This is a genomic window from Mesorhizobium sp. PAMC28654 (genome assembly GCF_020616515.1).
Classification (GTDB): domain Bacteria; phylum Pseudomonadota; class Alphaproteobacteria; order Rhizobiales; family Rhizobiaceae; genus Mesorhizobium.
Genome location: NZ_CP085135.1, coordinates 5,241,995 through 5,267,483, shown reverse-complemented (window position 1 = coordinate 5,267,483; position 25,489 = coordinate 5,241,995). Strand labels below are relative to the sequence as shown.

At 63.4% G+C, this 25,489-nt stretch carries 24 protein-coding genes; 14 read left to right on the top strand and 10 right to left on the bottom strand.

The genetic code is table 11. The features are described from left to right. Nucleotides 1–315: 315 nt before the first annotated feature. The 4 genes from LGH82_RS25850 to LGH82_RS25835 all read left to right on the top strand — a co-directional run bounded on the left by LGH82_RS25850 (nucleotide 316) and on the right by LGH82_RS25835 (nucleotide 4,380). Nucleotides 316–1,512, top strand: a complete 1,197-nt coding sequence (locus LGH82_RS25850) for an amidase (protein WP_227345440.1) — start codon at nucleotides 316–318, stop codon at nucleotides 1,510–1,512. A 4-nt stretch (nucleotides 1,513–1,516) separates the two neighbouring features. Further along, nucleotides 1,517–2,407, top strand: a complete 891-nt coding sequence (locus LGH82_RS25845; protein ID WP_227345439.1) for a LysR family transcriptional regulator — start codon at nucleotides 1,517–1,519, stop codon at nucleotides 2,405–2,407. Nucleotides 2,408–2,503: 96 nt separating this feature from the next. Further along, the gene (locus tag LGH82_RS25840; protein ID WP_227345438.1) at nucleotides 2,504–3,172 is read left to right on the top strand and encodes a DUF1007 family protein; all 669 of its coding nucleotides are present in this window, start codon (nucleotides 2,504–2,506) and stop codon (nucleotides 3,170–3,172) included. Then, a complete protein-coding gene (locus LGH82_RS25835; protein ID WP_227345437.1) occupies nucleotides 3,169–4,380 on the top strand; it encodes a nickel/cobalt transporter in 1,212 nt (403 codons plus the stop codon). The genes LGH82_RS25840 and LGH82_RS25835 overlap by 4 nt, the downstream gene beginning before the upstream one ends. A gap of 30 nt (nucleotides 4,381–4,410) precedes the next feature. Here LGH82_RS25835 and denD read toward each other — a convergent pair whose 3' ends face one another. The 4 genes from denD to LGH82_RS25815 all read right to left on the bottom strand — a co-directional run bounded on the left by denD (nucleotide 4,411) and on the right by LGH82_RS25815 (nucleotide 7,351). After that, nucleotides 4,411–5,388, bottom strand: coding sequence for a D-erythronate dehydrogenase (gene denD, locus LGH82_RS25830; RefSeq protein WP_227345436.1), 978 nt, complete (start codon nucleotides 5,386–5,388; stop codon nucleotides 4,411–4,413). 11 nt (nucleotides 5,389–5,399) lie between these two features. After that, nucleotides 5,400–5,609, bottom strand: a complete 210-nt coding sequence (locus LGH82_RS25825) for a hypothetical protein (protein WP_227345435.1) — start codon at nucleotides 5,607–5,609, stop codon at nucleotides 5,400–5,402. Between the two features lie 63 nt (nucleotides 5,610–5,672). Further along, nucleotides 5,673–6,638 carry a cation diffusion facilitator family transporter gene (locus tag LGH82_RS25820; RefSeq protein ID WP_227345434.1) on the bottom strand — a complete coding sequence of 322 codons (966 nt, stop codon included), beginning with the start codon at nucleotides 6,636–6,638 and terminating at the stop codon, nucleotides 5,673–5,675. Nucleotides 6,639–6,664: 26 nt separating this feature from the next. Then, nucleotides 6,665–7,351: a GNAT family N-acetyltransferase gene (locus LGH82_RS25815; RefSeq protein WP_227345433.1), complete on the bottom strand. Its 687-nt coding sequence runs from the start codon at nucleotides 7,349–7,351 to the stop codon at nucleotides 6,665–6,667. Nucleotides 7,352–7,434: 83 nt separating this feature from the next. Here LGH82_RS25815 and LGH82_RS25810 point away from each other — a divergent pair, with 83 nt between their 5' ends. Next, nucleotides 7,435–8,619: a pyridoxal phosphate-dependent aminotransferase gene (locus tag LGH82_RS25810; RefSeq protein ID WP_227345432.1), complete on the top strand. Its 1,185-nt coding sequence runs from the start codon at nucleotides 7,435–7,437 to the stop codon at nucleotides 8,617–8,619. Nucleotides 8,620–8,688: 69 nt separating this feature from the next. Beyond that, nucleotides 8,689–9,063, top strand: coding sequence for a YciI family protein (locus tag LGH82_RS25805; RefSeq protein WP_227345431.1), 375 nt, complete (start codon nucleotides 8,689–8,691; stop codon nucleotides 9,061–9,063). Between the two features lie 33 nt (nucleotides 9,064–9,096). Here the strand turns inward: LGH82_RS25805 and LGH82_RS25800 are convergent, their stop codons facing one another. Both LGH82_RS25800 and LGH82_RS25795 read right to left on the bottom strand, forming a co-directional pair. Then, nucleotides 9,097–9,852: an SDR family oxidoreductase gene (locus LGH82_RS25800; RefSeq protein WP_227345430.1), complete on the bottom strand. Its 756-nt coding sequence runs from the start codon at nucleotides 9,850–9,852 to the stop codon at nucleotides 9,097–9,099. A gap of 221 nt (nucleotides 9,853–10,073) precedes the next feature. After that, nucleotides 10,074–10,811: a tellurite resistance TerB family protein gene (locus tag LGH82_RS25795; protein ID WP_227345429.1), complete on the bottom strand. Its 738-nt coding sequence runs from the start codon at nucleotides 10,809–10,811 to the stop codon at nucleotides 10,074–10,076. A gap of 153 nt (nucleotides 10,812–10,964) precedes the next feature. Here LGH82_RS25795 and LGH82_RS25790 point away from each other — a divergent pair, with 153 nt between their 5' ends. Then, nucleotides 10,965–11,330, top strand: coding sequence for a YybH family protein (locus tag LGH82_RS25790; protein ID WP_227345428.1), 366 nt, complete (start codon nucleotides 10,965–10,967; stop codon nucleotides 11,328–11,330). A 1-nt stretch (nucleotide 11,331) separates the two neighbouring features. On the opposite strand, the gene LGH82_RS25785 is transcribed toward LGH82_RS25790, so the two are convergent. After that, entirely contained in the window at nucleotides 11,332–12,261 is a 930-nt protein-coding gene (locus LGH82_RS25785; RefSeq protein WP_227349685.1) for a rhodanese-related sulfurtransferase, read from the bottom strand. A gap of 292 nt (nucleotides 12,262–12,553) precedes the next feature. Between LGH82_RS25785 and LGH82_RS25780 the strand changes: the two genes are divergently transcribed. After that, the gene (locus LGH82_RS25780) at nucleotides 12,554–13,192 is read left to right on the top strand and encodes a 2-dehydro-3-deoxy-phosphogluconate aldolase (protein WP_227345427.1); all 639 of its coding nucleotides are present in this window, start codon (nucleotides 12,554–12,556) and stop codon (nucleotides 13,190–13,192) included. A gap of 104 nt (nucleotides 13,193–13,296) precedes the next feature. Here LGH82_RS25780 and LGH82_RS25775 read toward each other — a convergent pair whose 3' ends face one another. From LGH82_RS25775 to LGH82_RS25765, 3 genes are all read right to left on the bottom strand, one after another. Continuing rightward, a complete protein-coding gene (locus LGH82_RS25775) occupies nucleotides 13,297–13,488 on the bottom strand; it encodes a hypothetical protein (RefSeq protein WP_227345426.1) in 192 nt (63 codons plus the stop codon). 198 nt (nucleotides 13,489–13,686) lie between these two features. Further along, nucleotides 13,687–15,555 carry a YcbK family protein gene (locus LGH82_RS25770; RefSeq protein WP_227345425.1) on the bottom strand — a complete coding sequence of 623 codons (1,869 nt, stop codon included), beginning with the start codon at nucleotides 15,553–15,555 and terminating at the stop codon, nucleotides 13,687–13,689. Nucleotides 15,556–16,108: 553 nt separating this feature from the next. Further along, complete coding sequence (locus LGH82_RS25765; RefSeq protein ID WP_227345424.1) at nucleotides 16,109–17,650, bottom strand: sigma-54-dependent transcriptional regulator; 1,542 nt, start codon at nucleotides 17,648–17,650, stop codon at nucleotides 16,109–16,111. A 157-nt stretch (nucleotides 17,651–17,807) separates the two neighbouring features. Here LGH82_RS25765 and LGH82_RS25760 point away from each other — a divergent pair, with 157 nt between their 5' ends. From LGH82_RS25760 to LGH82_RS25735, 6 genes are all read left to right on the top strand, one after another. Next, on the top strand, nucleotides 17,808–19,646 hold the full coding sequence (locus LGH82_RS25760) for a M3 family oligoendopeptidase (protein WP_227345423.1): 1,839 nt from the start codon (nucleotides 17,808–17,810) through the stop codon (nucleotides 19,644–19,646). A 446-nt stretch (nucleotides 19,647–20,092) separates the two neighbouring features. Beyond that, complete coding sequence (locus tag LGH82_RS25755) at nucleotides 20,093–20,896, top strand: proton-conducting membrane transporter (protein WP_413771391.1); 804 nt, start codon at nucleotides 20,093–20,095, stop codon at nucleotides 20,894–20,896. Nucleotides 20,897–21,068: 172 nt separating this feature from the next. Further along, a complete protein-coding gene (locus LGH82_RS25750) occupies nucleotides 21,069–22,211 on the top strand; it encodes an aminodeoxychorismate synthase component I (RefSeq protein ID WP_227345422.1) in 1,143 nt (380 codons plus the stop codon). Next, entirely contained in the window at nucleotides 22,160–22,822 is a 663-nt protein-coding gene (locus tag LGH82_RS25745) for an aminotransferase class IV family protein (RefSeq protein ID WP_227345421.1), read from the top strand. The genes LGH82_RS25750 and LGH82_RS25745 overlap by 52 nt, the downstream gene beginning before the upstream one ends. Nucleotides 22,823–22,888: 66 nt before the next feature. Further along, nucleotides 22,889–23,836 (top strand): heme-dependent oxidative N-demethylase family protein, encoded by a 948-nt coding sequence (locus LGH82_RS25740; RefSeq protein ID WP_227345420.1) that lies wholly within the window; start codon nucleotides 22,889–22,891, stop codon nucleotides 23,834–23,836. A 127-nt stretch (nucleotides 23,837–23,963) separates the two neighbouring features. After that, nucleotides 23,964–25,409, top strand: a complete 1,446-nt coding sequence (locus tag LGH82_RS25735) for a homospermidine synthase (protein ID WP_227345419.1) — start codon at nucleotides 23,964–23,966, stop codon at nucleotides 25,407–25,409. The last annotated feature ends 80 nt before the right edge of the window (nucleotides 25,410–25,489 follow it).

The window sequence follows — 25,489 nt, the reverse complement described above, 5'->3', positions numbered from 1 at the left end:
GGCAATGAAGGTGTGCCTCTTCAGTAACCCCGGTCTTTGGACAACCGGCAGAGAACCAGAAAGGCCCGCACCGTCGTTGCTTCAAGGTGTCCTCGGTCTGGCGGTTGGCCGCTAAACCGACTGGAGGGGTTGGCTCCAGTTACCTTACCGATTTCCCTCACCATTCGAGGATCGGCGGACACCCACAGGCACGTGCGACTTTGGGCAAGCGCGATATATGGCCGGTGACCGTCACAATCAATAAAAATCGTATCTCAGGTTGTAAAATTTCTGGCATCGAACAATGTTGGGCCCAACGTATTCGGATGTTGAACGATGCCATCGACGCGCGGCCCGCTGAACGCTTTTCTTGATCTCGACGATATCCCGGTCGCCAGCGCGCCATCCGGCCCGCTGGCCGGGCTCACGCTGGCGGTCAAGGATATCTTCGACGTGGCCGGCTATCGCACCGGCTGCGGCAATCCGCAAAAATTCGAGGAGGCTTTGCCAGCAATTGCCACAGCGCCCGCCGTGCAGGCGCTGCTCGATGCCGGCGCGCGTTTCGTCGGCAAGACGCAGACCGACGAACTGGCCTTCTCGCTGATGGGTCTGAACGCGCACTTCCCCTCGCCGGTCAATCCGGCGGCACCCAGCCGCATCACCGGCGGTTCATCCTCGGGCTCGGCCTCGGCGGTCGCCAGCGGGCTGGCCGACATCGCCACCGGCTCGGACACGGGCGGCTCGATCCGGGCACCGGCAAGTTTCTGCGGCCTGATCGGGTTGCGTGCCACGCACGGTCGCATCTCGCTCGATGGCGCGATGCCGCTCGCTCCCTCCTTTGATACGTTCGGCTGGTTTGCCAGGGATATGGCCAGCTATGAGAAGGTCGGTGCTGTGCTGCTGGGCGAGGATGCCCACCGCCATGACCTGAAACGCCCGCTCGCCTTGAATGTGCTGGACGCGCTCATGCTCGGCCAGAAGGAGGCCGATGCCTACCGCGATATGATCAGGCCTGTCGCGTCAGTGACGGGTGCGCCGAAGACCGCCGAGCCGCTGTCGCATTCCATCGATGATCTCTACTGGTGTTTCCGTACGCTGCAGGGATATGAGGCTTGGCAAAGCCATGGCGCCTGGATATCGGCGAGCGGCAGTGCGCTCGGCCCGTTCGTCAAGGAGCGCTTCGAGCATGGCGCGACGAGCGGCGCCGATGCCGTGCAACGCGAAACGCAGCGGCGCGAGGCCTTCCGCGGCGAACTTGCTGCCCTGCTTGGCGAGGACGGCGTTCTGGTGCTTCCGACGGTTCCGGGCGCCGCCCCGCTCAAGAAGGCTCCGATCGAGGATTTGCAGAACTGGCGCGAACGTGCCTTAAGGCTGCTGTGCCTCTCCGGCCTGTCAGGCTTCCCACAAGTCACGCTGCCGCTGGGTTCAGTCGATGGCGCGCCCTTCGGCCTTTCGCTGATGGGACCGAGGAACAGCGACAGACAGTTGATGGCACTGGCCGCACGCATCCTGGCGGCCTGGCGGAAAGGCTGATGACATGGACACATTGACCCGCATGCGCGCCTTCATCGACGTGGTCGAGGCCGAGGGCTTCTCGGCGGCGGCGCGCAAGATTGGGCGCTCCAAGGCGCTGCTGTCGAAATATGTGCGCGAGTTGGAGGACGAGCTCGGCGCGCTGCTGCTCAACCGCACCACGCGGCAGTTCTCGATGACCGAAGCGGGCCATACCTATTATCGCCGCGCCTCGGAGATCGTTCGCGAGGTCGACAGCCTCGCCGATGCGGTACGCGAATCCTCCGGCGACGTACGCGGCAGGATCAAGCTTTCGGCGCCAAGGACCTTCGCCGACGCGCCGATCGGCCAGTCGCTGATCGACTTCGCCAAGCAGTATCCCGATATCGTGCTCGACATTCAGCTCGACGACCGCTTCGTCGATCTGGTCGAGGAAGGCTTCGACCTTGCGGTGCGCATCTCGCGACTGGAGAACTCGTCGCTGATCGCAAGGCGCCTGGCGCCATTCTCGATAAAGCTCTGCGCCTCTCCCGAACTGATCGCCAAGCACGGCATGCCGACCCGGCCGCAGGATCTGGGCCGCATGCCCTGCATTATCGACACCAACGGCCGCGGGCTGAACAACTGGCCGTTCAAGGGCGACAACAGCGATCAGCTGAGCGTCGCGGTGTCGGGCCCCATCGAGGTCAACAGCCCGATGGCCGCGCGGGCCGCGGCCGTGTCGGGGCTTGGATTTTGCATCTTGCCGGACTTCATCGCCGCGCCCGACATCGCGAGTGGCCGGTTGGTGACCGTGATGGATGACCGCGTCCTGTCGGGTGGCGGCATCTTCGCTGTTTATCCGCATAGGCGTTATCTGCCCGCAAAGGTTCGCGTTTTCGTCGATTACCTGGTGCAGTGGTTCAAGGACAAGTGAACGGCCGGCCCCGCCCGCACCCCCTGGCAGTCCCAATTTCGCCCCCTTTCTGGTAACTGTCGGCATTCCCGAGGGCCCATGGATTCGCGATCAAGAATGCACCTGAAAAGGCGAGCTATTGTGCTGGCTTCGGCCCTGGCGGTGACATTTGTCGCCATTGAACCCGCCGAAGTGCATCCGCATGTCTTCGCCGAGGCCCGCCTCGACGTGATCCTCAGCCCGGATCACCAAAGTGTGAAATCGCTGCGCCATGTCTGGCGCTTCGACGAGCTGTTTTCCAGTACGGTGCTGATGGAGTTCGACAAGAACTCCGACCTGAAACTCGACGCCAAGGAGTTGAAGGATGTCGCCGACACCGTCCATGCGTCGCTGGCCGACTACAATTACTTCCAGCTCGTCACGGTCGACGGCAAGGACGTGCCGATGACCCCGCCACCGCACCTGATGGCCAATTTCGAGAACGACCAGCTGATCATCCTGTTCGAATCCGAACCGAAGAAGCCGATCAAGCTGGCCGGCAAGATCGATATCGGCGTCTACGACCCGACCTTCTACACCGCGATCGACTTCACCGAGGACGCCAACATGCATGTCGACGGCTTGCCGCCGAACTGCACCAGCAAGGTTATTCGTCCCGATGCCGACGAGGCGATCGCCGAGAACCAGAAGACCCTTACGGACGCCTTCTTCAACGATCCGACAGGCACCGACATGAGCAAGATCTTTGCCACCAAGCTTGAACTGAACTGTCAACCAGAAGGATGACCCCGGTGACGAAACCGTCCCTGCGCCTGGCATTCGGCCTGTTGGCCGTCACCTTTGTGATGGTGAATTTCACCGATATGGCCTATGCTCAGAGTTCGCTTGGCATCGGCGTCAATGACGGCATGGCCCCGACCACGGGTCCATTTGCCCATATCCTGATGTGGATCAATCGGTGGCAGCAGGAATTCTATCGCTCGCTGGCGTCTGCGATGAAGGCGATGCGCCAGGACAACAGCAAGATCGGGGTGCTCATTGGCCTGTCCTTTGCCTACGGTATTTTCCATGCCGCCGGCCCCGGTCACGGCAAGGCGGTGATCTCTTCCTACATGGTGGCCAATGAAGTGGCGCTGCGGCGCGGCATCCTGTTGTCCTTCGTCTCGGCGCTGCTGCAGGGGCTTACGGCGGTCGTGATCATGCTGCTGGCCTATTTCGTCCTGCGCGGCACCGCCATTTCGATGACCGACGCGGCATGGTTCATGGAGATCATGAGCTTTGTCTTCGTCACGCTATTCGGCGCCTGGCTTTTGTGGCGCAAGCTCGGCCCGTCCATCCTTCGCCTGTTTGGAAGAGCCCCCGCCTACAGCCTGTCCGCCGCCCATGCAGGCCATTCGCATGGCGGCCATTCACATGCCGGCCACTCGCACGCCGGTCATTCGCATGCGGCCCATGCCCATGCGGCGCAAGCTCATTCCCATGCCCTTCACGCTCATGACGAGCACGACCACGGGCATGATCATGCGCACGATCATCACGACCATGGCGCGCACGATCACCATGACCACAGCGCACACGACCATGCGCACCAGGATCATGCGACGGGTGAGGTCTGCGACACCTGCGGGCATTCGCATGCGCCCGATCCGGCACTGCTTTCCGGCGACCGCTTTGACTGGCGCACGGCCTGGACGGCGGTGGCTGCGGTCGGCATCCGCCCCTGCTCGGGCGCGCTGATCGTGCTCAGCTTCGCCCTGCTCAACGGACTCTGGCTCGGCGGCCTGCTGTCGGTGCTGGCCATGTCGCTGGGCACCGCCATCACCGTCTCGGCGCTGGCAACGCTTGCCGTGACCGCCAAGAACTGGGCGGTGTATTTCGCCGGCGACGGGCGCATGGGCAACCGCATCCACTCGATCGTCGAGATCGGCGGCGCGGCCTTCGTGTTCCTGTTCGGGCTGCTGCTGCTGACGGCCAGCCTGACGGGCAGTGTCTGACGACCCGGTTCAAGCCGGCGTGGGCAGGCCCTAAGCGGGAACCTTTCCGCCTAGCTCATCATCTATATGCGCTCGAATGATCTCGTCGAAGCTCGTCTCGGCGGCGAAGCCCAACTCTCTTGACCGCCGCGCCTCGAAGCGTGTCGGCCAGCCCTTGACGATCGCCCAGATCGTATCGTCGGGCACCTCGCGGATGAGCTTTACCGTGTTGGCACCGGCGATGCGCTCCAGCGCTTCTATCTGCTCGCCGACGGAGACGCCAACGCCGGGCATCGTCAGGTTGCGGCGTGGGCCGACGGCAGCACCGTCGATCCCGGCCGCATGGATCAGGAAATTGACTGCCGAGCGTGGGCTGGCATGGGTATGCACGACCGAGCGCGGCACCGGCAGGATCGCCTCCTGGCCGGCCAAGGGTTCGCGGATGATGCCGGAGAAGAAGCCGGATGCCGCCTTGTTTGGCTTGCCCGGCCGCACGCAGATGGTCGGCAGCCGGATGCCGATGCCGTCAAAGAAACCGCGCCGCGTATAGTCGGCAAGCAGCACCTCGCTCATCAGCTTCTGCGCGCCATAGGACGTCAGCGGCGTCGGGTGGAATTCATCGGGAATGACATCCGGGAACGGCGCGCCAAACACGGCGATCGACGAGGTGAAGACGACGCGCGGCGAAATTGCCGCAAGCCGTATCGCGTCGAACAGCGCGCGCGTGCCGTCGAGATTGACGCGGTAGCCGAGATCGAAATTGGCTTCCGCCTCGCCCGACACGACGCCGGCCAAATGGAAAACGACATCGGGCCGCGAGGCGACAAGGCTCTCCGAAGACCCTGCGGATGCAAGGTCGCCGGTGTGAGCGGTGACGCTCACACCGTCCATGGCCGGCGCCTGGGGCGGCACGATGTCATGCAGGTCGAGCGCGATGATCTTGCGGCCACGCAGCGTGCAGTCACTCGCCAGCCGCGCGATGAGCTTGCGGCCGACCATGCCTGCCGCGCCAGTGATCAGGATACGCATGTCGAAGACCCCTATTTGTCCTGGTTCTTACGCTGGCTGCGGCTCCGCAGCCAGAACACCGCGAAGAAGCCGAACAGGAAAATGACGGCCACGACGACGGCGAGAATGGTGGAGACGCTGCCTGCCGCCTGCATCACTTTCGGCAGATTGTAGGCGGCGATGCCAAACAGCAGCATGATCCAAAATGCCGCGATCGCCGCATTCCTGGTATCGCGGTCCATCACGCCGCCTCGCTGCGGCAGCGGCTCATCATTGATATCTTCAAGGCCATGGAACTCCCGGCGCTAGTGGTGGTGGCCGTGATGCGCAGCCGCATCATGATCACCATCATCGTGTTCTTCGTGGCCGTCGGCGCACTGGCCGAATTCGGGCTCCACCGTGGCATGGCTGATGTCATGCTCGGCGGCAAGCCGTTTCTTGATGGTGCTGACCGCCTGCTGGGCATCGACGCCCTCGTCGAGACAGGCATGCAGCGTCGCCATGTTGCTCGAGCCGTCAAGCGACCAGACATGCATATGGTGTATTTCGCGCACGCCCTTGACCGACGCCTCGATATCCCTGGCGATAAGGTCGCGGTCGAGGTTTGGCGGCACGCCTTCGAGCAGGACATGGGCGGCGGCGCGCATCAGCGACCATGCGGTGGACAGGATCAGCACCGAGACGAGGACGGACAGGATCGGGTCGATCGGCGTCCAGCCTGTCGCCAGGATGACCAGCGCCGCCACGATGGCCGCGGCCGAACCGAGGAGGTCGCCGAGCACATGCAGGATGGCGCCGCGCATGTTCAAGCTCTCGCGGTCGCCGCCATGCAGCACCAGGAACGAGCCGATATTGACCAGCAGGCCAAGGCCGGCCACCACCAGCATCGGCCCGGCGCGCACCGGCGCCGGTGCCTCCAGGCGACCCCAGGCTTCGTAGACGATCCACAGCGCGATGACGAAGATGGCGATGCCGTTGGTGTAGGCAACCAGTGTCTTGACCCGGCCGAAGCCATAGGTGAGACGGCCGGTGGCCGGCCTGTCCGCAAGGTGGAAAGCATACCAGGCAAGGCCGAGCGCGACCGCGTCGGCCAGCATGTGGCCGGCATCCGCGAGCAGCGCCAGCGATCCCGTGAAGAGGCCGCCGAGCGCTTCGGCGACCATGAAGCCGGCTGTCAGGCAGCCCGCGATCAGCACGCGTTTCTTGTCGGTCGCACCGTGGACATGCCCGGCGCCGTGATCATGGCCCTGCGAGCCGTGGGCATGTGCCATCCGCGAACTCCCCAAGCGTCGATATCTTACGCGCCAAACTCCGCGCGAAAGTCCTCGAGTCGCCGCTTCTGCTGGCCGTCACCGTCGAAATTGGCCGGATCGAGCCATGCCTCATAGGCCTTGCGCAACGCCGGCCATTCCTTGTCGATGATGGAATACCACGCGGTATCGCGATTTTCGCCCTTCACGATCAGATGCTGGCGGAAAATGCCCTCGAACTTGAAGCCGAACCGCTCGGCCGCGCGCTTGGACGGCTCGTTTCGGTTGTTGCACTTCCATTCGTAGCGGCGATAGCCGAGATCGTCGAAGATGTACTTCATGAACAGGAACTGCGCTTCCGTCGCCGCAGGCTTGCGCGACATGACCGGCCCCCAATAGATGTTGCCGATCTCGATGACGCCATAGGCCGGATCGATGCGCATCAGCGTCTGGCGCCCCGCGACCTTGCCGCTGGCCTTGTCGATGACGGTGAAGAACAGCGGGTCCTCACTGGCTTCCACCTTGTCCAGCCAGGGCTGGAAGTCGGCCCGCGTTTGCGGCGGATAGTCGGGCAGCCAAGCGAAACGGCCGCCGATATCGGACACCGAGGACGCTTCATACAGACCGTCGCCGTGCCTTGCCGCGCTTAGTGGCTCCAGCCGGACATAACGGCCGTCCAGCGCCTTGCGTTCGGGCCGAGGGCGCGGCTGCCAATCCTTGAGATTTTCAGACACCAAGAACTCCAATCCGTTTGACATTTGCTGGCCAAGGCTCACAAAAACACGACCCAACAGCAAGAACCACACGGACGGGAAAAATGCTCCACACGATTTCGGCCTTCGACCGTCTCGGCGAGGAAAATGCCTTCGCGGTGCTCGCACGTGCCACGGCACTTGCGAGCCAAGGCCGCGACATCGTCAACCTCGGCATCGGCCAGCCCGACTTCAAGACGCCACAGCACATCGTCGAGGCGGCGATCAAGGCCCTGCGTGACGGCCATCATGGCTACACGCCGGCCAATGGCCTGCTGGCGACGCGGGAAGCGGTGGTGCGGCGCACGCTGACCACCACCGGAGTCGAGGTGTCACCGGAGACAGTGATGATCCTGCCCGGCGGCAAGCCGACCATGTTCGCCGCGATCCTGATGTTCGGCGAACCGGGCGCGGAGATCCTCTATCCCGATCCCGGCTTTCCCATCTACCGCTCGATGATCGAGTTCACGGGTGCCGCGCCCATCCCCGTGCCGATGCGCGAGGAGAACGGCTTCGCCTTCTCGGCCGAGGAGACGCTGGCGCTGATCACCTCGAAGACGAGGCTGTTGATCCTCAACTCGCCTGCCAACCCGACCGGCGGCGTCACGCCTCGCGCAGAGATCGAGAAGCTGGTCAAGGGGCTGGAGAAGCACCCTGATGTCGCCATCCTCTCCGACGAGATCTACGACGTGATGACCTATGACGGCGAGACCCATTGCTCGCTGCTCGGCTTTCCGGAGATCCGCGACCGGCTGATCGTGCTCAACGGCTGGTCGAAGACCTGGGCGATGACCGGCTGGCGCATGGGCTGGTCGATCTGGCCGAACGGCGACAAGGGGGCGCATCTCTACGACAAGGTGCGCAAGCTTGCCGTCAATTGCTGGTCCTGCGTCAACGCTCCCAGCCAGTTTGCCGGCATTGCCGCGATAGACGGTCCGCAGGACGACGTCGACACGATGATGCGCGCCTTCGACCGGCGGCGGAAAGTGGTCGTCGAAGGGCTGAACGCCTTGCCCAACATCTCCTGCATCACGCCGAAGGGCGCGTTCTATGCCTTCCCTAACGTGTCGAAGACCGGCTGGAAGGCCAAGAAGCTGGCTTCCGCCTTGCTTGACGATGCCGGCGTGGCGCTGATCGGCGGCCCCGATTTCGGCATCCTCGGCGAAGGCTACATCCGGCTGTCCTACGCCAATTCCGAAGAGAACATCTTGCGCGCGCTGGAACGGATCCGGGCTTTCCTGGCGAAGTGACGTGGTGGAAGGTCCAGGACTGAGATCGACCGTCCCGGATGCTCATGATTGAAAAAAGGGGGAAGCTCGATGTTCTATGCAATCCTTGCCTATCACGTGGAAGGCGCGATCGTGGCGATGACGCCGCAGGAGGATGCGGCGCTGATGGCCGACCTACTGGAGATCAACATCCGGCTTCACGAGGAAGGTACTCTTGGGCCATCCGCGCGCCTGGGAGCGACACAGGATGCCTGCACCTTGCGCGGCCCGGGCGACGGCGTGATCATCGACGGCCCCTTCGCCGAGACCAAGGAACAGCTGCTCGGCTTCTATATCGTCGACTGCACTACCCGAGACGAAGCAATCGCGATCGCTCGCGACCTTCGCCGTGTCAATGCGACCGCCGTCTACGAAATCCGGCCCATTCTGCTCTTCAAGCCCGGAGTGCCGCTGGCGGGCAAATGAACCGGCGGCGAATGCCCCGCCAAGGCGCGCCGCTCACCCTCGTCCGACGAACGGCATCTTGGTCGCCATCACCGTCATGAACAGCACATTGGCGTCGAGCGGCAGGCTGGCCATGTGGAGCACGGCATCGGCGACGCGCTGAACGTCCATCACGGCCTCGACGGCGATGGTGCCGTTGGCCTGCGGCACGCCGACCGTCATCGGCTGCGCCATCTCGGTCAGCGCGTTGCCGATGTCGATCTGGCCGCAGGCGATGTCGAAGGGCCGGCCGTCCAGCGCCAGCGTCTTGGTCAGCCCCGTGATGGCGTGCTTGGTCGCCGTGTAGGGGACCGAGCCCGGCCGTGGCGCATAGGCCGACACCGAGCCGTTGTTGATGATGCGACCGCCCATCGGCGTCTGCCTGCGCATGGCGCCGAAGGCGGCGCGGGCGCACAGGAACGAGCCAGTGAGATTGACGCCTACGATATCGTTCCACACCTCGATCGGGATCTCGTCGATCAGCGTCGATTTATAGCCCATGCCGGCATTGTTGAAGAGCAGGTCGACCCGGCCAAAAGCCTCGATCGCTTGCTTGAACAAGGCGTCGACCTGACCGGCCTTGCTGATGTCGCAGGCAACCGCCAATGCCTTGGCCTGTGTCGGTCCGGCCTCGGCTATCGCCTCGTCCAGCACAGGCTTGCGGCGCCCGCAGAACGCGGTGTTCCAGCCGGCCTTCAGCAGCGCCGTGGCGACGCTCTTGCCGATGCCGGTTCCGGCGCCGGTGACGATGGCTGTCTTGTGATCTGTCATGACTGTCCTCCGCGACCGTCAAGCCATCGCAAATGATGGCAGCCGTGACAAGCCGGGCAGGTGCGCATGAAGCCATCTGCCGACAAAAAGGGCGGTCATTGGCGACCGCCCTGATCTGAACCAGCTTGGGAGGAGGAAAAGCCGATCCGACTATGTAGAATGATGCGCTTGCTAGGTTAACGAAAGGTTAACGCCGACAAGAGCACCTGTGCCGATCTGGGCTACCAGCGCGGGTTGGGTGACGTTCCGGTCTTCGTCGGCACCTTTGCCGCCGAGACCGTCGCCTCGACATGGTCGACCAGCGCATCCGGCAGGCCGAGACGGCCGGCGAGCAGATCGAGATAGCCGCGTTCGGCGCGCGTGTCGGGATCGATGGTCAGGCGCGACGCCGTATAGAGCTCGAGCTTCTGCGCATCGGTGTGGGCGCTGGCCACCAGCCTATCCAGATCGAGCGGCCGTTCCAGTTCCGCCATCAGGAATTTCTCGGCGTCGGGACCAATGCCGGCAAGACCGAGCTTGCCGGCGATCTTCTGCCGTTCATCATCATCGACATGGCCGTCGGCCTTCGCCGCCGAGATCATCGCGCGTATCAGCGTCAGCGTGAATTCATCCTCGCCCTGCGGCGCCTGCGAGGGGTGGAAGGCGGTGTCCTTCGGCGGCGGCAGCAATTCCGGCTCGCCGGCCGCGGGCGCCTCGGCGGGTGCGTTGCCGCTCTTGTAGTTCTGGTAGGCCTTGTAGGCGAGCCCCCCGATGGCGGCCAGGCCGCCGAGCCTCACGGCGGCACCCGTCACCTCGCGACCGGCCCCGGTTCCCAGCAGCACGGCGGCAATTGCGCCGGCGGCAAGCGGATTGTCCTTGGCCATCTGAACGGCCTGTCCCGCCTTGTCGCGAACCGTGGAGTCCGTTCCGGGAATTTGCGAGCCGAGCAGATCGTCGAGAAGCTTCTTGGGATCGAACATTCAGTGCCTCCAGATTTGCCCGGCCGAACGGGCAGGTTTCGAACGCCGAAGAGGTAGGTCCCGCACGTTGACAATACAATGACGTATCCTCGTTCGATGTGTCGAAACCGGCTTCGATTTCGGGTACCGTCCAGCCTCGACTGGAGCGCCACCATGACCGACGAACCAAGCCGCGAGCCGGCGCGTGATCCTCAGGATCTCGAGCGTTTGCTGATTGCCCGACAATGGGTGGGAGACATCGACGGAATGGCAGCGCTTTTTGAGCCGCACGCCATCGTCGATAGCGGCGATGGGAAACTGATACTTGGCCGTGACGCGATCCAGGCACTGTTCTCGGAGATCACCGCAACGGGGCGAAAGTTTGCTGCAGGCGACCAGCGCCCGGCCGTCGTCAATGGAGACCTCGCACTCACATCGACCAGACTTCCCGATGGCACGATAACAACCGAGGTCGCCCGCCGGCAGGGCGACGGGGCATGGCTTTGGGTCATCGATCGATTCTCGGTTGCGTGGCCCTGAGCTAGCGCCCGATATGCGGGCCCCTGCCCTGCGCCTGCGCCAGTTCGACCTGGCGCTGACGCTCGGCATAACGCTGGCGATCCTCATCCGAACGGTCGTCGAAGCAATGCGGGCAGGAGACGCCGGCGGCATATTTCGGTGACTGCCGGTCGTCGCCCGTCAGCGGATGCCGGCAGGCGCGGCAGAGCTCGGCCTCCCCCTCGACCAGGCCATGCGACACCGAAACGCGTTCGTCGAAGACGAAGCATTCGCCCTGCCAAAGGCTCTGCTCGGCGGGCACCTCTTCGAGGTATTTCAGGATACCGCCCTTGAGATGGAACACGTCCTCGAAGCCGAGCGACTTCACATAGGCCGTCGCCTTTTCGCAGCGTATGCCGCCGGTGCAGAACATCGCGATCTTCCGCCCGTCCAGCTCCGCGCGATGCGCCTCCACCCAGGCTGGAAACTCACGAAAGCTGCTGGTGGCGGGATCGACCGCGCCCTTGAAGGTGCCGATCGAAACTTCGTAGGTATTGCGCGTGTCGATGACGATCGTGTCCGGATCGGAAACCAGCGCGTTCCAGTCGGCCGGCGCGACATAGGTTCCCGCGCTTTTGGCCGGGTCGATATCCTCGACACCCATGGTGACGATCTCGCGCTTCAGCCGCACCTTCATGCGATGGAACGGCATTTCGGCGGCGGCGCTGTATTTCACCTCGAGGCCGGCAAGGCCCTCGATGGATTCGAGATGCTCGATCAGCGCGGCGATGTCCGCTTCGCTGCCAGCGACAGTGCCGTTGATGCCCTCATGCGCCAGGAGCAGCGTGCCCTTGATGCCGCGCCCGCAACAGAAGGCGGCGAGCGGCGCGCGCAATTCCTCGAAGGCTTCGAGCCGGGCGAACCGGTAAAGCGCGGCGACACGGATAGGTTTTGTTGGCGTGGACGATGTCATTGCCAAGGCAACTAGACGCTCGCGGCAGCCGATTCAAGGTAAAGCGGATTTCATCACCCCGTCATCATCCTTGATGGTCGTGGCGGCAAAACCGTTCCACGGCGCGTGACATCGCGACACGCTTCGTTTCGTGGACAGGAAAACACCCGTCTGCTAATCGGTTGAATTACCTATAAGAGCCTGTTCCATCCCGATGAATCGGGATGGGGCTCTATCTGTTTGTTTGAGCATGATCTTTTCCGAAAACCGACGTCCACTTTTCGGGATCATGCTTTAGACGTGGAGAGAACAAGTGCCCAGCAAGACCGAAAAACTCCTGTCGCTCCTCAACGGCCAGCCGGTCATCCCGGTGCTGAAGATCGCTGATGTCGCCGACGCGGTGCCGCTGGCGCGCGCGCTTGCCCGTGGCGGCCTGCCGGCGATCGAGATCACGCTTCGCACCGCCGACGCACTGGAAGCGATCCGTCGGGTGGCGGGCGAGGTCGAGGAGGCCATCGTCGGCGCCGGCACCATTCTTGACGCCCGGCAGTTCGAGGAGGCAGCGGCGGCTGGCTCGAGATTTATCGTCAGCCCCGGTATCACCCGTGAGCTTTTGGCGGCGGCTGGGGATAGTGAGGTTCCACTGCTGCCAGGCGCCATCACGCCCGGCGAGATCATGGCCGCGCGGGAGGCCGGCTTGCGCTTCCTCAAATTCTTCCCGGCCGAGCAGTCGGGCGGCATCGCTTCGCTCAAGGCATTCGCCTCGCCGCTCGCCGATGTGAAGTTCTGCCCGACCGGCGGCATCACCAGCAAGAACGCCGCCGACTATCTCGGCCTGCCCAACGTCATCTGCGTCGGCGGCTCCTGGGTGGCGCCCGACGACATGGTCAAGGCAGGCAAGTGGGACGAGATCGAAGCGCTGGCACGCGCGGCGAGCAAGCTCGCAAAATAGCCTTTGGGGCATCTCCCGCCACATCATCTTTCAGCGCCTGTCGGTATAAAAAAGAACCCGGCCGACTTGCATCGACCGGGTCTTGTTGAACCGACTTCGAACGATCAGTTACAAACCTTGACCTGTTCGACGACCTTGTGATGGTGACGCCAATGCGTGACCGTCTGCATGTGGCAATGCTTTCTCATATGCATATGGTCATGGCCCTTGACGACCATTGTATCGGCCTGAGTGGGACCGATAGCCGCCGAAGCTGCCGCAAGCGAAATGAGCGATGCCAATAGTATCTTTTTCATGGATTTCCCCGGGTTTGAACGAACAAGGGTAAAAGCCGCGAAAGGGCGAGGCGTTCCACGATCACGGGAATGTCAGACAGGCGTGATGCTACCGGCGCCCGCTGCCGGAAAATCGTATACCCGTAGCCGCTGCATGATCCCGAAACCAGAAGCCGCGCTGGTCGCCCGGCGCGGCTTCTGGTTCGAATATACAGCCCTTTACTTGGTCTGGAAGCGGGCGACCGAAAGGAACTTTACGGCATTGCCGCTGAACCGGTTGGCATCAGCCATCTGGTTGTCCGCCTGGAAACCGGCCGTGTAGACCTCGCTCGGCGGCGTATGCACGATGTTATAGGCGTAACCCGGCGCTGTCGTCGAACTGGAAACGGTGGTGATGGTCTCGCCGCTGCCCAGCGCCCAGCGGGCGGCCTGCGGCGCGGCGGCAACCACCACGGTCTTCGGTCCAGGCTTCTGGTCGCGCACCGTGGCCCGTGACTCCTTGCGCGTCGTCTTCACGCCGGCGCCGATCGCCGCGACCGGATCCGTACCGGCGGGGCGTGCAACGATCGCCTGGCGAGGCGATGCGGCATCGACGCCATCCGGGTCGTTGAAGGCCGAGCGGGGCTCCGACAGCGAAGCAACCTGATAGACATCCTTCACGGCGGGCGTCGCGACGCTAGGAGCCTTGGACACCGAGGAAGCCGTCATTGCCGGCTGCGCATCGACCTGTTCGAGAACGGCCTTGACCTCGTCCGTCCGGCCCGTGTCAGGCCGCGCCGTCGGCAGCACGGAGAACGCGTCGGTGGCGGTATTGCCCTGCTCAGCCGTATCGGCGAGCGCCAGCAGCACATCCTTGCTCGGCGGCGTCAGATCGGCCGCGGTAGTGACCGGCGCATGTTCGGGGCGCCATGTCGGCAGCGGCACGTTGTTGACCGCGACCCGTGCCTGGTCAGGCGCGTCCGATTGATCGGTCGTGCCAAAAGGAACGTTTTCCGGCGCTTGCGCGGTAGCGACCGTCCGCTCGGTCGTGGCGGACGCATCGGCGACGGCAAACGGCACATTCTCCGGCTGCTGGGCACCAACATCGGCCTTCGGACGCGGAGCAAAGTCAGGAACTGGAACATCGCGGGCCGGCAGCGCCGCGATGATCGTCTCCGGCGTGTCCTGCTCCGGTTCCGAAGCCGACGCGTCGGCGATCTGCGGAATTTCGGCGCGCTTGGCATCCTGCGGCGCCACGATGGCTATGCCCGGCAAGGTGCTCTTGGCGGCAGGCGCCGGCTTCGCGGTCCTCGGCTTTGGCGCGGGCTCATCGGAAGCGACATCGGCGCTGTCGTCAGCCTCGTCTGAACCGCCGCCAAAGAGGGCCGCCAGCAGGCCGCCGGATTTCCTGGTGCCGCCGCCAGCGCTGGCCACTTCGATGGCCGGAGCTCCGGAACCGACGCGCGACTTGTAGGCTGCGAGCGCCTGTTCATAGCCAGGCAGCGGCTTGCCGTCGCTCGGCACATGCAGCGTCTTGCCATTGGGGAACACGCTCACCAGTTCCTGGCGGCTGATGCCGGGCCAGTGGCGCACATTGCCGACATCCATGTGGACGAAGGGCGAGCCGGAGGTCGGATAGTAGCCGACGCCGCCGCCCTGCATCTTGAGGCCAATGTTGCGCAGCTTCTTCAGCGGCACGCCGGGAATGTAGAAGTCCATCGCCTTGCCCAGCATATGCTGGCTTTTCTCGGCAACGCCCCGGCTGCGGCTGCGCAGCAGCGAGTTCGTGGACGGCGAGCGATAGCCGCAGACGACCTGGATGTAGTCGGTCGCGCCGCTTTCACGGTACGCTTCCCAGACCAGGTCCAGCAGGCGCGGATCCATCTTGGTCGGTTCGTTGCGGCGCCAGTCGCGCAGGATGATGTTGATCTTCCTGAGACCTTCGGGATCGTAGCGGCCATTGCGCTTGTAGACGATCTCCGCCTTTTCGTGTGTGTGCAGGTGATAAAGCTTCAGCGAACGTGTTTCAGCGCTGGCGCCGGTCGCGGCCGCTGTGAGGAACCCCAAGGCAACAACCATAGCTGCCAGCCATCTCGGCCAGACGCGCATACGGTAGGATCGCCCGTTTGTGTGTCGTTCGATTCTGTTCAAAATCAAAAGGCCTTGCAGGCTGTCTTCTGTCCCCGGATTTCCCCAAACAGATGCGTCAGGATCGCATCCGAATATCAACCCTAATGGTTAATCATCACTTATTGAAGCCGAAATGCGGTAACACCGTGGCGATATCCCGTCAAAAATTGTGTACAACGCTTCTTGGTAAACCACTGGTTTAGATCACGATTCGGTCGTTACTCGATACACGATCTGTTACGGTTTGCCTTAAATGCGTGAACAGCCCGTGGCGCATCGCCTTGCTTGGACAGTCCGCGCTTCGCAAGACGATGACACTATATCGGGAAGCTGGAACCGACATTGCGTCTAATGCATGTCGCCCAAAAGTGACCTCGGTTTTGGGAGAACGACATGCATAAAACAAAAGACCTAAAGCGCGTCGCGTGAATCCGTTTCGACGCGACGCGCTTTAGACCCTGCCCCATCGTGACAGGATCGGGACAGGGCTTTGCCTGCTTGCTTGTTTGAGCCACTCTTCGGGAACAATGCCCTAGGATGCGAGCCGCTCGATGCGGCCGGTTTCCGGGTCGATGCCGTACTCCTTGAGCTTCCGGTACAGCGTGGAGCGGCCGATGCCGAGACGGCGGGCGACTTCGCTCATCTGGCCGTTATAGTGATCGATGGCGAGCTTGATCATCTCGAGTTCGACATCGGCAAGGGCGCGCACATTGCCGCGTTCATCGAGCGCGCGCAGCGTGCCGAAGCGGGGCTGGAGCCTCACCTGTGGATCCGGACCGGGCATGGCGGTCCCCTCACCTTGCCTTGCGTTGTCTTCACCCACGGGCGTGTCCGGCGGCAATGGGACCTGCGGCTGCGCACCCTGCGCGTCGAGGTTGACCGTGCCGCTGACCTGCGCCCGGATCTGTGGGAACTCCTCCTCGGTCAGCACGTCGCCGTCGCAGAGCACCGAAGCGCGGAAGACGGCGTTTTCCAACTGCCTTATGTTTCCCGGCCAGTCATAGGCCCGCAGCATGGCAAGGGCTCCGGCCGAGATGCCGTGAAGCCGGTGGTGCGTATTCGCGGGCGCGACCTTCTCCATGAAATGCTCGACAAGGTAGGGGATGTCGTCGCGGCGGTCGCGCAGCGGCGGCACGAAGATCGGATAGACGTTGAGGCGGTAGAACAGGTCCTCGCGAAACTTGCCGTCCTTGACCTGCTGCAAAAGGTTGCGGTGCGTCGCCGAGATCAGCCTGATGTCGACGCGGACAGTCGAGCGCCCGCCGACCGGATCGACCTCACCGTCCTGCACGGCGCGCAGCAATTTGACCTGCACGTCGAGCGGCAGGTCGCCGATCTCGTCGAGGAACAGCGTTCCCGAGTGGGCCTCGACGAACTTGCCGGTGTGTTTGTCGGTGGCGCCGGTGAACGAACCCTTCTCGTGACCAAACAGGATCGACTCGACCAGATTGTCCGGGATGGCGCCGCAATTGACGGTGACGAAGGGTTTTGAACGCCGGTCGCCAGTGCCCTGGATGGCGCGCGCCACCAGTTCCTTGCCGACACCCGATTCACCCTCGATCAGGATCGGGATGTTGGACGCCGCCGCCTTCTGGCCAAGGCGAATGACGCGGTCCATCGCCGGGCTCTGCGTGATCATGTCCTTGAACGTCAGATGGCCGCCCTTGCGGCGTGATGTTCGCCGCACCTCGCCCTCGATCGCCTCAACCTTGAGCGCGTTGCCGATCGATGCCTGCAGCTTGTCTGGAGAGGCCGGCTTGACGACGAAATCAAAGGCGCCGTGGCGCATGGCCGAAACGACCGTCTCGATGCCACCCTGGGATGTCTGCACGATGACCGGGATGTGGATGCCGCGCTCGCGCATCGCCTTCAGCACGCCGATGCCGTCGAGGCCGGGCATGACGAGATCGAGTATGACCACCGAAACGTCGCGCGCGCCGGGACCGTCCAGTATATCGAGACCCACCTCGCCGCCATCCGCGACGATTGCCGTGTGGCCGAATTTCGTCACAGCGGCCTCGAGCAGCCGGCGCTGCACGGGATCGTCATCGACTATGAGTATGGAACCTGTCATGACTGATAAACAACGCCCGCCCGAGGAAATTCGCCCTGTGGATCATCTTGGCACAGGGTTCTAAATAAGGTTTCAAAAAACCCGGTGAACGAATTCCTTAGGATTTGATCGGCTTCCTGCTCCTCCCTTTAAATATTGATTCTGGAAGGTATCGGCGATGCATATGGTTTTAGCTCGGCAGCTTGCGCCATCGGCATCCGGTCAGGGTGCGGCGGAGCTTGGCAACCTGCCGGAATGGAATCTCAACGATCTCTACCCCGGCATGGACGCGCCGGAGCTGAAGCGCGACATAGCGAAAGCCGCCACGGACGCGACCAGCTTCGAGAACCGCTGGAAAGGCACGCTCGCCACCGAGGCCGCACACGGCGGCGAAGGCAGGCTTGGCGAGGCGCTCAAGGCCTATGAGGCGCTGGAAGAACTGATCGGTCGCATCGTCTCCTATGCCGGGCTGGTCTATGCCGGCAACACGGCCGATCCGCAGCGAGCCAAGCTTTATGGCGACATCCAGGAGAAGATGACCGATGCCAGCGCGCATCTTCTGTTCTTCGCGCTCGAACTGAACATGATCGACGATGCCGTGATCGAGAGCGCGCTCGCCACCGACTTTGTTTTCGGTCACTACCGGCCATGGGTGCTCGACCTGCGCATGGACAAGCCCTATCAGCTCGAGGACCGCGTCGAGCAGCTCTTCCACGAGAAGTCGATCACAGGGCGCGGCGCCTGGAATCGCCTGTTCGACGAGACGATGACCGACCTGCGTTTCGACATTGACGGCGAGGAGACGACGCTCGAGCCGGCGCTCAACCGCCTTCAGGACGCGGATGGCGAGGTGCGTCGCAGGGCCTCCGAGGCGCTGGGCGCGACCTTCCGCAAGAACCTGCGCACCTTCACGCTGATCACCAACACGCTAGCCAAGGACAAGGAGATTTCCGACCGCTGGCGCGGCTTCAAGGATATCGCCGATTCACGCCATCTCGCCAACCGCGTCGAGCGCAGCGTCGTGGACGCATTGGCGCTCGCGGTGCGCGAGGCCTATCCGCGCCTGTCGCACCGCTACTACGCGATGAAGGCGCGCTGGCTCGGCATGGAGGTGATGAACCACTGGGACCGCAACGCCCCGCTGCCCGAGACCCCGCAGGCCGTGATCGGCTGGGATGAAGCCAGGGACACGGTGCTGTCGGCCTATCAGCGCTTCTCACCCGACATGGCTGAGATCGCGCGGACCTTCTTCGATCGCAACTGGATCGACGCACCGGTACGTCCGGGCAAGTCGCCCGGGGCCTTCGCCCATCCGACCGTGCCGTCGGCGCATCCATACGTGCTGCTGAACTACATGGGCAAGCCGCGCGATGTGATGACGCTGGCCCACGAGCTCGGCCACGGCGTGCACCAGGTGCTGGCAGCCGGCCAGGGAGCGCTGATGGCCTCGACGCCGCTGACGCTGGCCGAGACGGCATCGGTATTCGGCGAGATGCTGACCTTCCGCTCGCTGCTCGACCAGACCACCGACAAGCGCGAGCGCAAGGCGATGCTGGCCCAGAAGGTGGAGGACATGATCAACACGGTCGTGCGCCAGATCGCCTTCTACGAATTCGAGCGCAAGGTGCACGCCGAACGCAAGAACGGCGAACTGACCTCCGACAAGCTCGGCCAGTTCTGGCTGGAGGTGCAGGCCGAAAGTCTGGGACCGGCGATCAAGCTGCGCGAGGGCTACGAGGTCTTCTGGACCTATATCCCGCACTTCATCCATTCGCCTTTCTATGTCTACGCCTATGCCTTCGGCGACTGCCTGGTGAACTCGCTCTACGCGGTCTACCAGAATGCCGAGCGCGGCTTCCAGGACAAGTATTTCGAGATGTTGCGCGCCGGTGGCACCAAGCATCATTCGGAGCTGCTGGCGCCCTTCGGCCTTGACGCCACCGACCCGGCCTTCTGGCAGATCGGCCTTGGTGTCATCAGCGGCCTGATCGACGAGCTCGAAGCCCTGGATCGTTAGCCCATGCGCCGACAACCGGCATCGGTGGGCGATGCCGAATAGGCATCCCGCACACCGTGCTTGCAGGCGGGACCGGCAGAACAGCCGAGCCGGAATGCATGTAGGGAATCGCTCTATTCTTGTCCTGAATATTTGTTCTTGAATAACTCTGCACGAACGTTTTCCGATAGCTTTCCGCAAGCTGTATGATAGCCTCCGCCCTCAAGCTCAGCCGGAGCAAATGCGGATCGGGCCGAGGATATCTTCGCCGACCGCGGCGTTTCTGGCAGACGCGACAATGGCCGTCGGCTATGGCAAGCAAAGCCGATCCCCGACAGCTCGATCGAAGCCGGCAGTTCCGCCAATAGCGGAACCACCATCGAATGGTCCTTCGCCGAACGTCATGACTCCATGCCACGGCGGACGGATCCGACTGGAGAGAGAAAATAGGAATTTTCTATTTGCTCGTGGCGTTCCTGGTAGGTGTGTTGGTGGGCTGGTTCATCTGGGGACGTTTGCGCGGCGAACTCGATAGCCTGCGTGGAGATCTGGATCGCACGCGCAGCGAGCGCGACAGGTTGCGCGCCGACAGCGACCGCCTGACCGGCGAACTGGATGCATGTGGCAAGACCCGCGCCGATCTCGAGCGCCGGCTGCGTGAGGCGCAGACAGCTCCCGCGGCCAGCACGACCTCCGCGGCAAGCACAGGCCCCGCGAAGGCGGCAAGCCAGGCGCCGGCGGCCGTGATGTCGAGCCCGGCACCAGCCAAATCCGCGCCTGCCAAGCCTGCTCCAGCAAAGCCTGCTCCAGCAAAGCCTGCTCCGGCAAAGCCGGCGGCCAAGCCAGCGGCGGCAAAGGCCGCGCCAGCAGCAGCGGCGGCGAATGCAAGCGCGCCGAAAGCGGCCGCACCGAAGCCCGCAGCGGCAAAGCCTGCAGTGGCCAAGCCGGCAGTGGCAAAGCCGGCAACCGCGGCCAAGAAGGCCGCACCCGCGCCTGCCAAGGCCGCCACGACCAGCAAGCCCGACAATCTGCGCCGGCTGATCGGCATCGGCCCGGTCAACGAGAAACTGCTCAAGGGGCAAGGCGTCACCACCTTCGCCCAGATCGCCGCATGGACGCCCGCCGAAATAGAGCGGATCGAACATGCCCTGCAATTCGGTGGCCGCGTCGAGCGCGAACACTGGGTCGACCAGGCGAAGCTGCTTGCAGCCGGCGACGAAAAGGAATTCGCCCGCCGCTTCCCGTCGGCGGGAACCTCCAGCAACACCTGACCGGTTCTGCCGGCATCAACCAACGGCCTGGCGGCGCCCCCCTTGGGTGTCGCCGGTTGGCATCTGCCGGGAGGCCGCCTTTGCGTCTTCCGACGCCGCTCCCTCGATTGCACTGGAACGGGTCCCCATATAGAGCGGTCGACGTCTTCATCGACCTCAACGCCCGAGTCCCATGTCCCTGCCCTCCGCGATATTCCGCAATGATGAGAGCGCGCGCCAGCTGGTCTTTGACCGTCCGGCCGAAATCATCACGGCGTATGGGCCAGAGGATTTCGAACCCGCATTCGAGGCCGCGCAGGCCGCGCACGAGGCCGGCAAATGGCTGGCCGGCTATGTCTCCTACGAAGCCGGCTACCTGCTTGAACCAAAGCTCGTTCCGCTGCTGCCAGGCGGACGTCGCGCCCCGCTTGTCTGCCTCGGCGTCTTCGACGCGCCCGTCGATGAACCCGTCGTCCCCGCGGCAGCGCCCACCAACGGGCCGATCTTCGACGCCAGGGCGACATGGTCGCCGGCGGATTATGAAGAGCGCTTCTCAGGGGTCCACCGACACATCCGCGAGGGCGACTGCTATCAGGCCAACCTCACCTTTCCGATCCATGCGCAATGGTCGGGCGATCCGCTCGCCGCATTCGACGCGCTGACCGAGCGCCAGCCTGTCAAATATGGCGCGCTGATCACGCTCAGTGATCCCATCGTCCTGTCGCGCTCACCCGAACTCTTCTTCGAGATCGACGCCACGGGCATGATCGAGACGCATCCGATGAAGGGCACCGCACCGCGCGGCGCGACCCCCGAGGAAGACCAGCGGCAGAAGGATTTCCTGCGCAACGACGAGAAGAACCAGGCCGAGAACCGGATGATCGTCGACCTCCTGCGCAACGACATCTCGCTGATCAGCGAAGTCGGCACGCTGGAAGTGCCCGCGCTGTTTCGCATCGAGAGCTATCCGACCGTCCACCAGATGGTCAGCGACGTGCGGGCGAAACTGCTGCCCGGCCTCACCATCCGCCGCATCTTCGCGGCGCTGTTTCCCTGCGGCTCGATTACCGGCGCGCCAAAAATTCGCGCCATGGAAATCCTGCACGGTCTTGAAGGGACGCCACGAGACGTTTATTGCGGCGCCACAGGCTGGATCGCGCCAGGGGGCACGATGCGCTTTTCCGTGGCGATCCGCACCATCTCGCTCTTCTCCAGCGGCGAGGCCGTCTACAATGTCGGCGGCGGCGTCGTCTTTGATTCGACGGCTGAGGAGGAGTATCAGGAGTGTCTGCTCAAGGCGCGCTTCGCGACGGGAACAAAGCCGGCTTCGAGCTGATCGAAACCATGCGTTGGCAGCCGGGTTCCGGCTTCCTTCGCCTCCACCGCCATCTTGCACGTCTCCATGCTTCGGCGACGGAGCTGGATTTCACCTTTGACCCGGTAAAGATCGCCGACGCCTTGAAACAGGCTGTCGACGGCGCCAGGGCCGCGATGCGCCTGCGCCTTGTCCTGTCCGATAGCGGCCATGTCACGGCCTCGGCACAGCCGTATGAGCAATCCGTAGCCGACAAGGTCTGGCGGCTGCAGCTTGCACGCACGCGCCTCGATTCAACCGACGCGCTGTTGCGTCACAAGACCAGCCGGCGCGATGCCTACCAGAAGGCGCGCGCCGAATTCCTCATCAGCCAGGCCGACGAGGTTGTGCTGGCCAATGAGCGCGGCGAGGTATGCGAGGGCACGATCACCAACATCTTCGCCGATTTCGGCGACGGCACGCTGGCAACCCCCCGGCTCGATTGCGGCCTGTTGCCTGGCGTATTGCGCGGTGAACTTCTGGATGAAGGCCGTGCCCATGAAGCCGTCTACACATGGGACAAACTGAAATCCGCCAAGGCAATCTTTGTCGGCAATTCGCTGCGTGGCCTGATGCCCGCAAGGCTGGCCTGACGCAGGTCGGAAGGAGAGCGTTCTGACCGAGGGACGATACATCGCGGCAAACGCCGGCGGACAATCATGAACCAGCGCCAGACCGTGCCCACCCATACGCCCTATTACGGTTCCTCGAAACTGTTCACCATCGGGCTGAAGCCGCTCGATCCGGACAGATGGATCGAGGTTGACGACCATCTGCTGCCCTACCTCGCCGAGAAGCGCCGGCTTTACGCGGAGATCCCTGAGCGGGTCTTTGTCGAGGAGGATGGCACCCGCGACGCGCAGCGTGAGGTGCTCGACCTGCTTGCGGAGCACCTGCCGACGCATTTCCCGCAAACCCATCGCCGTACCAGTAACGGCATCGAGGTGGTTGGCGCGGACGGCAATTCGGACAGCGGCATCGGTGCCGGCGAATTCGGGGATGCACCGCTTGTCGCCGCATCCCTTCTCGTCCAGGAAGATCTGGTCATCATGCGCCGCGACGAGAGCGGCTGGCGGCTCGTCGCCGGCTCGCTGTGCTTTCCATCATCATGGTCGCTGATCGAAAAATTCGGCCGGCCGCTGCAGGAGATCCACGCGCCGGTGCCGGGTTTCGGTCCGGGCACGCGTCCGGCGGAGCTGATCAACCGCATGTTCGACGGTCTCCAGGGCCAGGCCGTCGAACGCTACAACTGGTCGATCCAGTCAGGTAACGCGCTCTACCATCCGCTCTCCGACGTCCAGCGCATCGACCGCGCCACCAACCGCCCCTCCAGATTCCCGGACGGCGACATCAACGCCCACGCCTTCATCCGCGTCGAGCGACAGACGCTGCGCAAACTCCCCACATCCCGCGATATCCTGTTCACCATCCGCATCCATCTAGATCCGTTGCGGGTGCTGGCTGGTCATCACGACCGCGCGGCTCTGGCAGTGTCTTTCGCGGCGCAGCTGAAAACCCTCGATCTCGCCCAGCTCGACTACAAGGGCATGACATCCGATCGCGACCGGCTGGTCGCTGTTCTTAACCACATGGCCAGTGACGCCTAGCCGCTGGTTGGCGCTTTTCGCTGGTTTGTGACAATGATCTGTGATGTAGCGCTGGGTCGCCGGGCAAATGCCCGGCTTTTGCGCGTGTCTGCCCGGTCCTGCCGGCTTTGAAGGAGTGCTCTATAAAATGGCGAATGAAAACTGGCCTGTTTACGGTGAAATCAGCGGCCCCGTGGTGATGATCGGCTTCGGCTCGATCGGCCGGGGAACGCTGCCGCTCATCGAACGCCATTTCAAGTTCGACAAGTCGCGGATGACCGTCATCGACCCCCGCGACACCGACCGCAAGCTGCTCGACGAACGCGGCATCGCTTTCGTCCAGGAGGCGGTGACCGAGAAGAATTACAAGAAGCTGCTGACGCCACTGCTGACCAATGGCGGCGGCCAGGGCTTTTGCGTCAACCTGTCGGTCGACACCGGTTCGGTGGACCTGATGCATCTCTGCCGCAAGCTCGGCGTGCTTTACATCGACACGGTCATCGAGCCGTGGCTCGGCTTTTACTTCGACACCGAAGCCGACAATGCCAGCCGCACCAACTACGCGCTGCGCGAGTCGCTGCTCAAGGAAAAGCACGACAACCCCGGCGGCACGACCGCGATCTCCACCTGCGGCGCCAATCCCGGCATGGTCTCCTGGCTCGTCAAGCAGGCGCTGGTGAACCTTGCCACCGATCTTGGCCTTGAGTTCTGGGAACCCGCGCAGGACGACCGCGAAGGCTGGGCCAAGCTGATGAAGAAGGCCGGCGTCAAGGGCATCCACATCGCCGAGCGCGACACGCAGCGCACCAAGAAGCCCAAGCCGATGAATGTGTTCTGGAACACGTGGTCGGTCGAAGGCTTCGTTTCGGAAGGCATGCAGCCGGCCGAACTCGGCTGGGGCACGCATGAGACGTGGATGCCGAAGAACGCCAAGAAGCACAAGCATGGTTCCAAGGCCGCGATCTACCTGGAGCAGCCCGGCGCCAACACGCGTGTGCGCAGCTGGTGCCCGACGCCGGGGCCGCAGTACGGCTTCCTGGTAACGCACAACGAAGCGATCTCGATCGCCGATTTCTTCACCGTGCGCGGCAAGAAGGGCAAGGTGCATTACCGCCCGACCTGCCACTATGCCTACCATCCCTGCAACGACGCGGTGCTGTCGATGCACGAGATATTCGGCGCCGCCGGTAAGCCGCAGGCGGCTTACCGTGTGCTCGACGAAAACGAGCTGGTCGACGGCGTCGACGAACTCGGCGTGTTGCTCTACGGCCACGACAAGAACGCCTACTGGTACGGCTCGCAACTGTCGCTTGGCGAGGCCCGCAAGCTGGCGCCCTACCAGAACGCCACCGGCATGCAGGTCACCTCGGCGGTGCTGTCCGGCATGGTCTGGGCGCTGGAAAATCCAGAGGCAGGCATCGTCGAGGCCGACGAGATGGATTACAAGCGCTGCCTGGAAGTGCAGTCGCCCTATCTCGGCCCGGTCAAGGGCTACTACACGGACTGGACGCCGCTGGACAATCGTCCCGGCCTGTTCCCGGAAGACCTGGACGAAAACGATCCGTGGCAATTCCGCAACATACTGGTTCGATAGCACTCCTGCCAGCATGCCTCACCGCCTTGCAATCACCCGGAAATCGGGTGATTGAAGGTTGCGGACATACGAGAGGATTT